This is a genomic window from Pseudarthrobacter ribosi (assembly GCF_055412865.1).
This window is the reverse complement of sequence record NZ_JBVAYZ010000002.1, coordinates 337,370-350,741: the sequence shown is the minus strand read 5'-3', so window position 1 is coordinate 350,741 and position 13,372 is coordinate 337,370. Positions and strand designations below refer to the sequence as shown.

Sequence of the window (13,372 nt, the reverse complement as noted above, 5' to 3'; positions counted from 1 at the left end):
ATACGAGTGTCACGCGATGTGGAGATTCCGGCCCCCCAGCGGCCGCCAGTTGAAATCTCATTAGTTAAGTCCCTGCAGACACTAGCACCCAAAACGCGTGTGACCAAAGTGAATCAAGTTGCTTTACATACCGTTAACGTGACGTTTACTTTCACGGATTGCATACTTCATTTGCTGTCGCAAGAACGACATCTTTGACAGGCTGGACGGTCGGCGTGACAACCACGTTAGGTTCCGTATGTTGAACGATTTTGCCGAAAGTCAGCTCTACCGTGCTGCTCTGGCCAGGTGCCAAGGTGACAGTTACCGTTCCCACGGGTCTATTCGCGTGGCGATGAGCGGCGAAGTCTGACTTCTGCCCGTCCACCGCGGCCGTTTCCACGTTGGCCTGAACTGGCCCATACGCGACAACATTAGTTTGGACTGTCCCCGCGGGTACGCCATAAATTCCGGCGCCAGTGACGTACTTAGGCAGCGACGTCGCGGCATCTGCCGGGGCTGAGTTCGTGCTGGTGATGCGGACAGTTGTCTGTTCGTAGCCGTCTACGGCACATTTCTTGACAAGCTGGACGGTCCGTTTGACGTGGTAGTCCATCTTCGCGCCGGTGCCGTCATTGAAATACACGCCGAACTGCGCGGGGGCGACGCTCGGACCGACGATTGATCCACCCACTGGATACGTCGTAATAACCGACTGTTCTTCCGGCGCTCCCGACCACAACAGAATCCGCCCCTCTGACGCTCCGCGGGAAATACCGTCAATGAGATCCTTGGCGTCGCCCTTTCCACCCGTGGATAACGCGCCGAAGATTTCCTTGGCAACCCCTGCAAAGTAGACATCCTGGTATTCAGGCAAGGCGATTTTGGCGTAAACGTCCGAAAGTAGGGTCGGCACAATGTTCTTGCCGCTCAGTTGAGTCGGCAGTCCACCGCTGGCCATGGCCAGGAGCTCGGGCTGGGTGATTTCCACAGGTCCGGTTGCGTCGAGGACATACCCCAACGAGATTGGATCCATCGAGATCACACCGTCTACTTTCTGGCCGGTCCTTCTCTCCCACATGGTCTGCGCAGTGGCGGCGGCAGTGGGGAAGTCTGGGGTCAGGTTGACGTCCTGCATGTACTTTCCGAGTCGCGTCGTGTAGAGCTGCGTCTGTTCCTCGTCCACAGCGATTGCAGGCGACATGGTTCCAACTTCGCCAGCACTGCTCTGCACGCCCAGCGTCAACTTGCCGTTGGCCAGTGTTAGGACCGCCAGCGCTCCGGGAATACCCCCGGAAGCCCGGGTTTCGGCATTGTTCTGAATCATAAGCAGGTAGTTCCGCTGGCCGTCCGCCCCCAACATGCCGGGGGCAATCTGTACGGCGTTCGCGGCTGCATCGAGGGCCCCCGTGACTTCTTGCAGTTGCTCGCGGGCCCGTGTCAGCGGGTCAGCCACCTGGGGCCACAGGCTGCTTGCATCAATTCTGTCCAGTCGTTCGGCAGAGGCCCGTACGGCGTGCGCCGCGGCCGAAACGCTGGGGGATGCGTCCTGGATCGGGTCCAGGTTAGTTCCTGTACTACTAGGCAGGAGACTGCCCCAATCGAGCGAGTCGTATACCTTTACCAAGGGCCCGACGCCCAAGGCAGCGACATCATCCGCCGATCGTGCAACTTCTGAAATGGCTCCGATATTAGCTCCGACCCACGGAAACGAAGCGGCCAACGTCCAGAGCGGATCTCCCGAGGCTTCGCGTGCTGCCGCTGCGTGAACGCGGAGTTGATCGGCCGTAGCGCTAAGCTCTTGCGACTTGCCTGCGGCAATACCGTGTTTGAGAACAGGGATGAGTTGCGCGGTTGCCTCAAGTTCGCTCTTGATGATCGTGGCGCGAGTTCCCAGCCACGATGCTGCCGTTCCTGCGATGACCGCGGTGGTCAGGAATACAGCAGCAACCACGTAGAGACGCTTGTGGCGTGTAGGGCGCTTTGGCTGACGCACCAGGTGGCTCTTTTGGTCTTCGTCCGATTCCATTTTGCCTAGCTCAGTCATGAAGCGGGTTTTCCTTCCCCTGTAGGGGGTATTTGGTCACGACCCTTGCCAGGGAGCGGGGTCGGAAAGCCATTGGGGCGCCTAGTACGCGCCCGAGCTGCTAAAGACAGCGCGGGCTGTCTTTAGGATGATCACTAGATCTCCAGCCAGTGACCAGTTTTCCACGTAGTAAAGATCGAGTCGGACCGAGTCCTGCCATGACAGATTCGATCGTCCGCTGACCTGCCAGAGTCCGGTCAGGCCGGGCTTAACAAGCAGCCTCCGCCGGACATCTTTCTCATAGGCTGCGACTTCTCGAGGAAGCGGCGGTCGGGGGCCAACGAGACTCATAGATCCGGCAAATATATTGAAGAGTTGGGGTAGTTCGTCGAGGCTGTACTTCCGAAGAAATCTTCCCACTGGCGTGATCCGCGGATCGTTCTTTATTTTGAACAGGAGGCCGTTACCCTCGTTTCGCTGTTCGAGCTCTGCAAGTCGTCGCTCGGCATCCACGACCATCGAGCGGAATTTAAGCATGCCGAAATGGGTCCCCTCGATGCCGACCCGTTCTTGCTTGAAGAGCACAGGGCCGGGATCGGTCAGCTTGAGTACAAGTGCAATGATGACTAGAACGGGAGACGCGAGGACAATTAGGCCTCCAGAAACTGCGACATCGAACAATCTCTTGGCTACACGCTGTCCGCCGTCAAGCGCCGGCGTGGTGACGTGAATTAGGGGAAGTCCAGCCACTTGTTGAGTGTGGATACGTGGTCCTGCGATGTCCGTGAGAGCGGGTGCCATGATGAGTCCAACGTTCCGCGCCGCCAGCTCCCACCCAAGGTGCCTAAGGGTTTGAGGATGCAACTGAACACCAGCCGAAACCGCGACGGCATCGGCATTGCACTTGTCTATAGCCTCCAAAATCGCATGTGCTTCCGGCTTATGGCCAAGGATCGGGAGCCCGGATTCTGGTTCCATCGTGAACATCTCCTGGCCGGGTGTGTACGCCGCGACCGGAAGATATCCCGCGTGTTTGGCCGCAACCAGGCTCGAAGCCAAGTGCGCAACGGCACTAGGACCTCCCACAAGCATCAGTCGAGACATGCTCGCACCGCTTCGACGGTTCACGCTGAGGTGCTGTCTGAGGAGCCAGCGGGCCATGATGAGTCCCAGTAGACCGACTGGCAATGCAATCCCTACATAACCGCGCGCTGTTTCGATTCGGAAGACGTAGGAGAAGATGGCCACTAGTCCAAAAAGCCAGAGAGAAGCCGCGGCTACTCGTTTGTATTCGTCAGGACCAGAACCCAGAATTCTGCTATTCCTACTGTTCCAGGCCTCCAACATCAGCCACCAAGCAACGCATAATGCCACCGAGAACCAAAGATAGTTCGACTCGCCCCCTGACACAACGAGGCTGGGTTCCACGCCGAACCTAATGATGTATGCGCCGGCAACGGCCCAAATTACGACGAACGAATCCACAAAACGCAGTGTTCGTGAAGTCTGTACCCGCCAATCCGACACGCCGCTCAATCAACATCCCCCAAAGGTTAGTAGCTCCGCTCAATGGAGATCCCTGTCGAAAGGATACAGTCGGTCGGCGAATCGGTCGTAATCTTGCGATAAAGGTGCGATGTGCGGGCAGTCGCATGTACTCGACCGTCACCGACAAGTGTCCGTGTTGGGTCAGTCATCACCGCGTGCAGGGCATACTGGAGGACCCCTTTGACAAGCGATGAAGCAGTCCGAAGCCAACAGGACCTGGCGCAGCGATGGGATGTTTATCGTGGGTTAGACGGCTGAATCGCGGATGATAACCTTGACGCTGGCACTGTTTCGGGGCCAGCAGGAAGTGCCAAAAATGGGGAGCGTTCATGAGTCGATCTGTTGCGATCATTGGAACCCGCGGATATCCGAGCTTCTACGGAGGATTCGAGACTGCTGTTCGTAAGCTGGCTCCATATCTGGTTGATCAGGAATGGGACGTCACGGTTTATGGCCGTTCGTCTTCCGCTCCGGGGGATCCGAACCGGGATCCGCGAGTCAACGTTGTGACGACTGGTGGAATCGAGAACAAGTCCCTCAGCACGCTGACGTATGGATTGACGGCCTGTTTGCACGCTGCGTGGAGAAAGCCCGATGTCGCTTTGGTAATGAACGTGGCGAACGGTTTCTGGCTGCCCTTGTTGGCGATGCGAGGGATACCGACCGTGGTGAACGTGGACGGGATCGAGTGGGAGCGCGCCAAATGGGGTCGATTCGCAAAATTCATCTTCAAGTTGGGCGCCCGGCTTACGGCGCGATTCGGCACAATCCTTGTCGCAGATTCAAAAGAAATCGGTCGCAGGTGGCGGGCTGAATTTTCTCGATCTTCTATCTTCATTCCTTACGGCGGCGATGCGAGCGTCAAGGAATCCGGAGAAGAATCGTTCTCCAAACATCGTTACGTTCTTGCTGTGGCCCGATTCGTACCAGAAAACACAATTCCAGAGTTCTTAGAGGCTGCGAGATCACTCTCCGCCGACTACCAAGTTGTTATTGTCGGCTCTTCGGGATACGGGGGGGCCCTAGAGGAAGAGGTAGAGGTACTCGTCGCAGACAACCCGAATGTGTTCTGGCTGGGGCACGTGGCCGATGATCAGCGTTTGCTGTCCCTATGGAAGAATTGCGGAGCATATTTTCACGGCCACAGTGTCGGTGGGACGAATCCAGCACTGGTCCAGGCCATGGCCAACGGGGCGCCAACCGTTGCGAGGGATACGGTCTATAACCGCGAAGTCCTAGGACTGCACGGTAGGTTCTGTAAGCCTGATGCTGAGAGCATCGAGGAATCCATCCGTGCAGTCATGGACTCTCCGGAAGAACAAAACCGCCTAAGGCAGATTTCACTCCAGCGCCTCCAGGAAGGCTATACCTGGGAGTCCGTGTGCTCTTCATACAGCGATGTGCTAAGCCGCCAGGTATCGGCAGTTCCGTCAGTTGAGGTCGTCAGATGAATAAAATTGCCTCCCAACATTTGATAATCTCCGCAACCAGAGCCTTCAGGCGAGGACTCTCTACGGTTAAAAATGCCGAAGCAGAATTTTCACCGCAGTGAGTGATAGCGAAGACCGCGGCTTGCAGCAGATCACATTCGTTCACTCGTCAAATGAGATGTACGGCGCAGATAAGATTCTTCTGGAAATCCTAAAAGCACTTCCTAAAGAAGACAGGAATTCGGTTCTTATCTATCTGCCGGACGATTTGCCGACTAACCAAGGGCGATTGAGCGATCAATTAGATATCTCTTCGATCAGAAATCTGGTTGCGCCTTTGCCTGTACTCCGCCGACGATATCTGCGACCTCACGGGGTATTGCCACTCATCAGCCGTTTGTGGAAGACTTTTCGGATTTTCAGGGACTCCAAACCTGACATCGTGTACTGCACCACCTCTGCGATGGTGCTTTGTTTGCCGTTGGCCCGTTTGGCGGGCGTCCGAAAAGTAGTGCTGCACGTCCAAGAAATTTGGTCGCCGAAGGAATCCTTCGTCCTCGGATTGCTGGCGAGAAGCGCCACGCATATTCTGTGCATTTCGCGGGCAGCAAATGCATCGCTGCCCGATTCCCTAAAATCTCGTGCACAGCTGCTTATTAATGCTCATAGGGAGTCAGGTACGGAGTTGACCTCAAGGGGAGGCGATTCCGGGCCCACCAGGTTTGTTGTGGCCAGTCGATGGAATTCTTGGAAGGGCCATAAAACCCTATTGGACGCGTGGGATTCAGATGAGGCCCCAGGAATACTGAGCATTCTTGGTGGACCACCGCCACTAGGTGCCGGCGTCGACGTACCGGAAATGGTTAGGAACCTACGGCACCCATGTTCCGTGTCCCTAATTGGTGAGGTTGGAGATATAGAGTCGCATCTCGACGACGCTGATTTTCTCTTACTTCCCTCTGACAGTCCGGAACCCTTCGGGCTGGTGCTTTTGGAGTCTTTCGCCAGGGGCCGCGCTGTCATTGCAAGCCGTGGCGGTGGCGTAACCGACATCGTTAACGACGGAGTCGATGGGAAGCTCTACGAGATCGGTAATCCGATGGACCTGAGGGCAGTATTGCAGTCCGTAGATCGACAGCAGGCAGCAGAATTGGGCGCCAATGCGCGTCGCAGTTACGAGAGGGCATTTTCCATTGATGCCTATAGGTCGCGCTTTAGGGAGCTATGGTCGCAAATCCGCGGGGATGAAGAGGCAGTGAATCATGCCAAGCGCTAACGTCGTATATTGGTACGGATTTTCAGGCATGCCGCGTGATGGTGGAGGACTCCGGGCCCTCGCCTGGCATAATGCATTGACAGAACTTGGATTCGAGACATCCATAGTCGCGCTTAAGACCGAAGACCATTCGCCTACGACCACAAGGATTCTGGGGTCGGCAAAAAGGGCAGTCCTGCCAATGCCATTATTGTCCGGGTTGCCCCCGATGAAGGCGGCAGACGTAAACGTCGTGACGGTTCCATCGGTCTTTGCTTCTGCCGCTGCCGAGCTTCCCAGGAACACTCTCGTCTTCGATTGGATGGACCTCTGGAGTGTCAATGCTCGAACGATAGGGGGTTCATCGTGGCTATCCAAGCCTGGTGGGTCAATTCAGAGTCAGCTCTGGTCGCGCCGGGAAAGACTTCTGGTCCAAAAACCAGCAATTAACACCTTTGCTGGGTATGCAGATCGTCTTTCCGCGGCCGCGGACTCGTCAGCGCCGGCATTCTGGATGCCGACGCCTATCGATGCCACCCCGGTATCCCAGCGCCAATCGAGCAGAGGCAGCTTAAAAGTCGGGTTCATCGGAAACTTTGCCTACCCCCCAAATGTGACGTCCCTGCGGAATTTCTTCAGCCGTTATGGCAAAGCCATTGAAGAAACGGGAATTGAAGTCGTTGTCGGGGGATTTGGGTCGGAAATTGTTAGGAGTTGGAACGTGCCGGCCTCGGTCCTCGGTCGGGTTGACTCCCTACCAGATTTTTATTCCAGCCTGGATGCATCAATTATTCCAATTGTCCACGGCGGCGGAATCAAGGCAAAGGCAGTAGAGTCCATGGCTTACGGTGTTCCAGTGTTTGGCACCAATCACGTCAGAAGTGGATTTAGCCCGGAATGGGCATCGTATATCGGGAGCATCGATCAACTATTGACACTGAACCCAAAATTCCCGCCCGTTCCTGACGCCGGGCTGGTCAGGCGTCAATTTAGCCAAGAAGCCTTCAAAACCTCGGTAGGCCAGATGCTAGTCAGTATGGCCCTGTTGGGGACATGACGTATGAGCGCGGAAAGGAATTTACGGTGCGCCTTTATCTTCAAGGGCTAAAGCTATTCATCGGATTTATAGTTGGGCGGATTCCCTGGCATTCGTTCCGTTGTTTCTTGTATCGAAGGTTTTTCGGAATCAGAATCGGGCAAAAGGCTACCGTCCACTGGAGGTTATCCTTCTTTTCGCCGAAAGGGATTGTGGTTGGCCGGAATTCCATAATAGGTAATGACTGTTTCTTGGACGGTCGGCTTGGGCTTCACATTGGGAACAATGTCAATATCGGGGGTCACGTCCAAATCTTCACCGTAGGTCATGATCCCCAGAGTCCGAGCTTTGAGGCCAAAGGAGGCCCGGTTTGCATTGGCGACCGGGCATACGTCGCATCTAGGGCAACGATACTTCCCTCGGTTCAGATTGGAGAGGGCGCAGTTGTAGCCGCCGGCGCGGTGGTATCAAGAAGCGTTCCAGATTATGCCATCGTGGCTGGCGTGCCAGCACGTGTTATCGGCCAGAGAAGCCGCGACCTAGACTACGAACTAGATTTTCATATGCCATTCCAGTAATAGAATATCTGGAAATAATAAACAAGGAAAGACGGCGCTAATCGCTATGCGGGTTTTGATATTGTGGGCTGATGCGGAATCCAGCAATTTGGGTGTCCGAGTACTTGGGCGAGGTGCGGAGTCATTGGCTCGTAGAGCTTGGGGAAGTGATATTCGTGTTGATTTTCAGAGTTTTTCATTGGGGCCCTTGGGAACTCAGCTCTCAGGAAAAACTGTGGTTCAGGGAATTCTCACCTGCAATAAATCAATTCGGGAAACGATGGGCCAATACGACGTGGTGATCGATACTGGTGCTGGCGATAGTTTCACGGATATTTATGGCCCGAAGCGTCTGGCAATCATGGTCTATACGAGGCTTGTCGCCCGACAATGCAAAGTTCCAGTTATTCTGGCACCTCAGACCATCGGACCGTTCAATACCGTCTGGGGAAGAGCCGCTGCACGCCTGACTTTGAAGTCGGCCCATATAGTGATGGCTCGGGACAGCGCGAGCGCTGACTTTGCCCGTCAACTAGGGCGTCCTGCTGACTGTCTGGCTACTGACGTGGCGTTCGCATTGACGGAACCGCATACTTCGTCGATGAAGCGTGCCGATGTTGCATTGAACGTGTCAGGTCTCTTATGGAATAGTGATGCCCACGGATCAATGGTGGAATACCGGGAAATGACTCGTGACCTTATTGCCAAGCTGCTAGTAGCTGGGCGGTCCATCACGCTGATGGCGCATGTAGTAGATAACCCTTCGGCCGATAATGACATCGACGCCATTGATGATCTGCGGGCTGACTACGGGGACCGTGTTGACGTTTTCATCCCAAAGGGCCTAGACGATGTGCGTAGCTTCATATCTGGCTGCAACGTTGTCGTGGGGGCGAGGATGCACGCTTGCCTAAACGCCCTTTCTATGGGCGTGCCAGCCATCCCCCTGGCCTACTCCCGAAAGTTTGCACCTCTACTTGGTGACATTGGATGGCCGCACACTCTCGACCTTCGAAGGGATGCGGAGATCGCGGACAAGGTGCTGGCCATACTGGGGAATGACGCTCTTAAGGCCGAAGCGATGGATGTTCGGAAGTTGGCGGAAGAAAAGCTAGATGCGGCAGCAGAGCAACTTTCTTCGTCGGTCCGGGCTGTGGCATGACGACAGCCCAGAACAAATCGGCCCAATTCGATAGGCTGATCTCTGTCGTCGTGGAGAATGGTAATTGTTCGGGATGCGGGATTTGCTCACTAATTGACCCTGGACTTGCCATGATGCTGGATGACGCGGGATTTAACCGCCCGCATAGGCAGCTGCCTCTTTCTCCGAAACATGACGAACTGGCTTCGCGTCAACTGTCCGCCAGCTGTCCTGGCATGACGGTTAGACGACCGGATCAACCTGCCGGCCAGAAACTTAGAAGTGACCCCGCCTTGGGCGCCGCTGTATCTAGTTGGCAGGCTTGGGCCATTGACTCTACAACGCGGTTCCGCGGAAGCAGCGGCGGAGTGCTGACAGCTTTGTCCCGTTGGCTGGTTGAGTCAGGTCAAGCCGTTCAAGTTGTTGGAGCGGGAGCGGATTTATTGGAGCCCCGCAGAACGGTTCCCATTGAGCTGGGCTTAGGTGGAGACTTCCTGCGACAATCCGGGTCACGCTATGCGCCCGTTTCTGCTGCCGGGTCCCAGGCTGCCTTGTCACCCCAATCCGTTTTTGTCGGTAAACCCTGTGAGGCGTCAGGACTGCGACAGCTAATGCAGGAACGGGGCCAACATCAGACCCCGCTGATTATGTCGTTCTTCTGTGCGGGTGTTCCGAGCCAGCACGCGACGGAAAAACTGCTGAACGTGCTCGGGATTCCGCAGGGATCACCTTTGCGAACCCTCAGGTACCGCGGACATGGCTGGCCCGGCGACTTCTACGCTGAGACCGATCAAGGGGAGTCGGTGTCCAGTAGCTACGACGAGTCGTGGGGGAAACAGTTGGGTCCAGCCATGCAATGGCGATGCAAGGTGTGCCCAGACGGTGTCGGAGAGAGCGCGGACATAGTCGCGGGAGATTACTGGAAGGCCGATGCGAATGGCTACCCGGTGTTCACTGACAGCAGCGGTGTCAGTGCGCTCATAGCGAGAACGAGGAGGGGGCATGACATTATCGTCAAGGCCATTGCTGCTGGAATTATCGAGGCAGAGCCACTTGATTTGAGCGACATCAGCAGCATTCAACCGTATCAAGTAGAACGCCGTTCGACCCTCTGGGCCAGGATGCTCGGTCGTCGAATGGCGGGGTGGAAAACGCCCAACTTTGTGGGGTTCGGGCTGCTGGCCCAGAGCGCAAAGGACCCCATTCGAGCGTTGCGTTACGCCTACGGATCCTTCAGAAGATCCAAGGCGGAGAACCGACGTGGCTAGGCAGTCTGTCGGTGGTCTTGGGTGAGAGCACTATTGCATTTGGCCGGAAATATCGCGCCAGTGCTAGGAGGCCTCATTACCGCACCGCTGACCGCGAGGAGTCTCGGTCCCGCAGCCCGTGGCGAGTTGGCCATACTCCTGCTCGTCGCTGCCTTCATCGGTCTCATAGGCGCGTTGGGATTAGGGTTGCTTGCCCGAAAGGCTGTCGCAACTGACATGGGCCAGGCCCACGGATGGGCCCGGAGGGGAAAGCGAGTGACGCTCTTCGCCGTACTTTCGTCGACGGCCCTTGGATTCTTGATCACCAAATCGATGTCCCTATCGGCTGGCGAGGCCTTAGCTGCAACCATACTTTTCGCACTTGCAGGAATGAGTGCTAGCAGAAGTGTCGACGCCAACATCCTTATTGTTGCTGGACGGACAAGACAATTCGGTCTTGCCAATCTTGCGGCGGCCGGAACGGTTACCTGTGGCATAGTTGTTGCCTTTCTGACCGGGGCATTGAGCCTGTGGACGGTTGTGGCTTTCAACGCAGGTGCCCTCATTGTCCAGATGATACTAATCGTCATACCTATGCGTCGATTGCTGAGATCAGTCGTTGCGAGCGAGTTCGAATCCGAATCGATTCGATCCTTGGCAAAAAGAGCGTGGCGGGCCTGGCATTCGCAAATAATGGAGGCCGGAATCATTCGGACGGACACTCTTCTATTTATCGGGCAAACGAGCGTCCAGACCGTGGGATTCTATGCGGTCGTGTCTCTCATTCCCCAGATGGCCTACCAAGTCATTCAGACTCTAATTCAATCTTCATATGCCAAGTCCCCGACCCTGAGTCTACGCGTCCGGACCAAACTACTGTGGCAGGTTACTGTGGTCTCAGGCTCGCTGATGGCAGTTGGTGCGGCTCTAGTGGCCGTACCGCTAGTGCCGTTCCTCTTTGGTCCCGCGTTCCTGCCTTCCCTCGACCTCCTATGGCCGGCCTGCATCGTAACAGTCGGTTTAGCAGGTTTAGCGCCGGCCCTTCATCACTACTCGACGTCCCCAACCAGAGATAGTTGGTTTCCGATTTCGCTGGCCGTCATCGTTGGTGGAAGTTGGTGGGTTGGCGTGCAGACTTCCACCTCCACGGGCGTTGGGACTGTTGGTGTCCTGCTGCTCGTCTTGAGTGCGGTTTATATGTTTTTGCTCTCCGGCATGAAAGCCTTCTACTTCGGGTGGCCGGCCTGGAGACGGCTTTTAGGCTTTGCGTGAAGCCCGCTCGTCGCAGAGTACGGCTGTCAATGTCCAGTATGTGCTGACCATGGGAGTCCATCTGATGTGACCTCTGATGGCCGTTAACGCGGCCCTTCAATGTGGTGGGGAAATGGATTCCCGGATGAGTGTCATGCCGCCATCCGGGCGGCACTTCTCACGTAAATAGCCGCTTTGTAGTTGCCAACGTTCCGGTAGCCGCCGGCGGTGCGTTTGATGGGCTTGATGCCGGTACTGTTGACTTCCACCTTGCCGGTGGTGGCGCCGGGGACGATGAGGACTTCATCTTGGCACCCCACCGAAAGTGGTGCGGTAGAGCTTGTTCGTCTCGGGCCGTCCGGCCTCCTGAACCAGGATGTTGCCTTCATTTGCGGCTGCGGCGTTGCCAGGGAGTCGGCGCGCAGCGGCGCCCTGGGCTGTTCCTCGACCTTCCACACGGCTTGCGGCTTGCCGGTCGGGTCGTCGTCGGCCAAGACATCAGCCAGCCGGTGGGCTGCCCTATCGGGGAGCGTCTCGTGGACCCGCAGGAGGAGCATTCGATGGGCCCGGTCCTGGTCGACGCAGCGGCTGAGGCGGCCCTTGACCTGCTGGGACTGGCTTTGGCGGGCCTCCGTCATGGCGTGGTTGCCGAGAGAGATCAGGTGGAAACGATCGACCGCGACAGCGATGCGTGGGAGCCACATCCTCAACACTTTGCGGAACGCGGCAAAGGGGTCGATGGCGACGACCTGGGTGTCGAGGCGCCACTCCAGCGGCCGGGCGAAGAGCCCGTCGCCGACGCCCTTGTGGTCCCGGCCGTCGACTACTCCCAGGACCTGCCCGGTGTACAGGTCCACGATGGTCTTCATCCACGGCTCGCGCCGGATCCACGACGCGGAGTCGGGGTCCCGGAAGCAACGCACGGACCGGTACCTGTGCTCGTCGATGCCCAGCATCCGCGGCCTGGGCTCATCCACGTCCGGCAGGGTAGGAAGGCAGGCTTCGGTGAGTGCGGCACGGACCATCCACCAGGACACCGCGAACGCGGCGGCGGTCTCGGACACGGCGCGGCCGGAGCTGATGACCGCGCCAACGACGTGGTCCCGGATCCGGCTGGTGGAGCGGGCTCGGCGCTGCACTTGGGCGGTGGATTCTAAGACCGAGAGCCGGGCATACACGGATTCCTCGCTGTACCAGCGGTACATGGACCAGAGGACCTCCACAGCGCCGGCGACGGGGATGTCTCGGGTCCGCTGGAAGCGCCGTTCCTTACGCGTCGCGACGACACCGCAGTTGGGACAGCCTGGTGGCTGAGCGGTTTCGGCAATGATCTGGAGCTGGCCGTCAGCCAGCGCGGTGGCCGAGATGACGCGGCAGTCGGGCAGGTTTGAAGATGCCGGGGGCAGCGTCGGCGGCCGGCCCGGTAGTCTCGGTCAAGGCTCATGGTCCTGTTCCTGGTTGAATGCCAGACCCTCATCCCAGCAGGGCCACGGGCCCCTTTTCAGCTACGACACGGAATCATTCCCCACCACCACGAAGAGCCGTTAATCTCATGAGAAGTGCCGTCCGGACGGCGCATGACACTCATCCGGGGATCCGTTTCCCCACGAACATTGAAGAGCCGGCAAGCTGCAGGGGGTGTGGAAAGCCAGGGAAAAGATCAGAGCGCTACTGCGCAAGAACTTCCTGGCCAACGCAGCCGCCGCTGAAGCCGAACCTCAATGTTCTGATCGAGGACGCTGGACCCTGCGAGACGAACCAGCTCTACGGCACAATCTGCCGATGGTGGGCAGAGAGCGAAGTCATCATCGTCGCCGGCGCCACCACTGGCATGGTCGAAGTAAGCAGCACGGGCATCAAGCACATCAAGCGCACCGCGCGACTACCACAACGCAGGCAATA

Annotated in this window: 11 protein-coding genes; 7 read left to right on the top strand and 4 right to left on the bottom strand. The window is 57.1% G+C overall.

Going from position 1 to position 13,372, the window contains the following annotated elements:
* Nucleotides 1-151: 151 nt before the first annotated feature.
* Both ACZYZ5_RS03510 and ACZYZ5_RS03505 read right to left on the bottom strand, forming a co-directional pair.
* On the bottom strand, nt 152-2,026 hold the full coding sequence (locus tag ACZYZ5_RS03510; RefSeq protein ID WP_463899191.1) for a DUF4012 domain-containing protein: 1,875 nt from the start codon (nt 2,024-2,026) through the stop codon (nt 152-154).
* A gap of 81 nt (nt 2,027-2,107) precedes the next feature.
* Nucleotides 2,108-3,490 carry a sugar transferase gene (locus ACZYZ5_RS03505; RefSeq protein ID WP_463899190.1) on the bottom strand — a complete coding sequence of 461 codons (1,383 nt, stop codon included), beginning with the start codon at nt 3,488-3,490 and terminating at the stop codon, nt 2,108-2,110.
* 392 nt (nt 3,491-3,882) lie between these two features.
* Between ACZYZ5_RS03505 and ACZYZ5_RS03500 the strand changes: the two genes are divergently transcribed.
* From ACZYZ5_RS03500 to ACZYZ5_RS03490, 3 genes are all read left to right on the top strand, one after another.
* Entirely contained in the window at nt 3,883-5,004 is a 1,122-nt protein-coding gene (locus ACZYZ5_RS03500) for a glycosyltransferase (protein WP_463899189.1), read from the top strand.
* A gap of 97 nt (nt 5,005-5,101) precedes the next feature.
* A complete protein-coding gene (locus ACZYZ5_RS03495; protein WP_463899188.1) occupies nt 5,102-6,259 on the top strand; it encodes a glycosyltransferase family 4 protein in 1,158 nt (385 codons plus the stop codon).
* Nucleotides 6,260-6,467: 208 nt separating this feature from the next.
* Nucleotides 6,468-7,295 carry a glycosyltransferase gene (locus ACZYZ5_RS03490; RefSeq protein WP_463899187.1) on the top strand — a complete coding sequence of 276 codons (828 nt, stop codon included), beginning with the start codon at nt 6,468-6,470 and terminating at the stop codon, nt 7,293-7,295.
* A gap of 164 nt (nt 7,296-7,459) precedes the next feature.
* Here the strand turns inward: ACZYZ5_RS03490 and ACZYZ5_RS03485 are convergent, their stop codons facing one another.
* Entirely contained in the window at nt 7,460-7,603 is a 144-nt protein-coding gene (locus ACZYZ5_RS03485) for a hypothetical protein (RefSeq protein WP_463899251.1), read from the bottom strand.
* Here ACZYZ5_RS03485 and ACZYZ5_RS03480 point away from each other — a divergent pair.
* The 4 genes from ACZYZ5_RS03480 to ACZYZ5_RS03465 all read left to right on the top strand — a co-directional run bounded on the left by ACZYZ5_RS03480 (nt 7,550) and on the right by ACZYZ5_RS03465 (nt 11,491).
* Nucleotides 7,550-7,852, top strand: coding sequence for an acyltransferase (locus ACZYZ5_RS03480; protein WP_463899243.1), 303 nt, complete (start codon nt 7,550-7,552; stop codon nt 7,850-7,852). The two genes, ACZYZ5_RS03485 and ACZYZ5_RS03480, sit on opposite strands and share 54 nt — an antisense overlap.
* Nucleotides 7,853-7,976: 124 nt before the next feature.
* The gene (locus ACZYZ5_RS03475; protein WP_463899186.1) at nt 7,977-8,993 is read left to right on the top strand and encodes a polysaccharide pyruvyl transferase family protein; all 1,017 of its coding nucleotides are present in this window, start codon (nt 7,977-7,979) and stop codon (nt 8,991-8,993) included.
* Nucleotides 8,990-10,240, top strand: a complete 1,251-nt coding sequence (locus ACZYZ5_RS03470) for a Coenzyme F420 hydrogenase/dehydrogenase, beta subunit C-terminal domain (protein WP_463899185.1) — start codon at nt 8,990-8,992, stop codon at nt 10,238-10,240. The genes ACZYZ5_RS03475 and ACZYZ5_RS03470 overlap by 4 nt, the downstream gene beginning before the upstream one ends.
* A gap of 60 nt (nt 10,241-10,300) precedes the next feature.
* Nucleotides 10,301-11,491, top strand: a complete 1,191-nt coding sequence (locus ACZYZ5_RS03465) for an MATE family efflux transporter (RefSeq protein ID WP_463899184.1) — start codon at nt 10,301-10,303, stop codon at nt 11,489-11,491.
* Between the two features lie 131 nt (nt 11,492-11,622).
* Here ACZYZ5_RS03465 and ACZYZ5_RS03460 read toward each other — a convergent pair whose 3' ends face one another.
* Entirely contained in the window at nt 11,623-12,693 is a 1,071-nt protein-coding gene (locus tag ACZYZ5_RS03460; RefSeq protein WP_463899183.1) for a transposase, read from the bottom strand.
* Between the last annotated feature and the right edge of the window lie 679 nt (nt 12,694-13,372).